The 577-nt window shown below is 68.6% G+C and carries 2 protein-coding genes; both read right to left on the bottom strand.

Annotated features, from left to right (window positions below; translation table 11 throughout):
* The coding region (locus CFP71_RS42640; protein ID WP_143267322.1) for a GntR family transcriptional regulator at nucleotides 1-312 on the bottom strand (312 nt) is incomplete at its 3' end.
* Nucleotides 309-577, bottom strand: a 269-nt coding sequence (locus CFP71_RS42635; protein WP_143267321.1) for an aldehyde dehydrogenase family protein, incomplete at its 5' end; no start/stop codon positions are given. The genes CFP71_RS42635 and CFP71_RS42640, both read right to left, overlap by 4 nt.

The following is a 577-nucleotide window of genomic DNA, read 5'->3' as shown; positions in this document are numbered from 1 at the left end:
CGGCGCCGCCAGCGCGGCGGCGTAGCCCTCGACCAGCGCGAGCGTCTGCATGGTGTGCTGGTAGTCGCTCTCGTCGACCATCGCGACCTGCGCGCCGATGTTGTGCTCGTAGGTCACCAGCCCTTCGGCTTCCAGCCGCCGGACCGCCTCGCGGACGGGTACGGTGCTGACCCCGAGTTCCTGCGCGATCTGGCCGAACACCAGCCGGTAGCCGGGGGAGAAGGTGCCGTCGTCGATCCGCGCCTTGATCCAGTGGTAGGCGATCTGCGACTTGCTCTTCGGGGTCGAGTTCACCGCGTCGCCAGTGGTCACGAGTAGTGCAGCCAGACTGATTTGATCTCGGTGTACGCGTCGATGGCCCACGGACCCATTTCGCGACCCCAGCCCGACGCCTTGTACCCGCCCCACGGCGCGGCCATGTCCGGGATCGGCGGCATGTTGACGAACACCGCGCCCGCCCGGATGCCGTTGGCGAACCGCTGCGCGACGCCGAGATCACGCGTCCACACGGTGGCCGCGAGCCCGTATTCGGTGTCGTTCGCGCGGGCCAGCAGTTCGTCCTGATCGTCGTAGGCGG

Origin of the sequence: Amycolatopsis thailandensis, from assembly GCF_002234405.1 — a bacterium.
In the GTDB taxonomy this organism is placed as follows: domain Bacteria; phylum Actinomycetota; class Actinomycetes; order Mycobacteriales; family Pseudonocardiaceae; genus Amycolatopsis; species Amycolatopsis thailandensis.
Note: the sequence above shows the minus strand (reverse complement) of the source record. Positions and strands in the feature narration are given on the sequence as shown.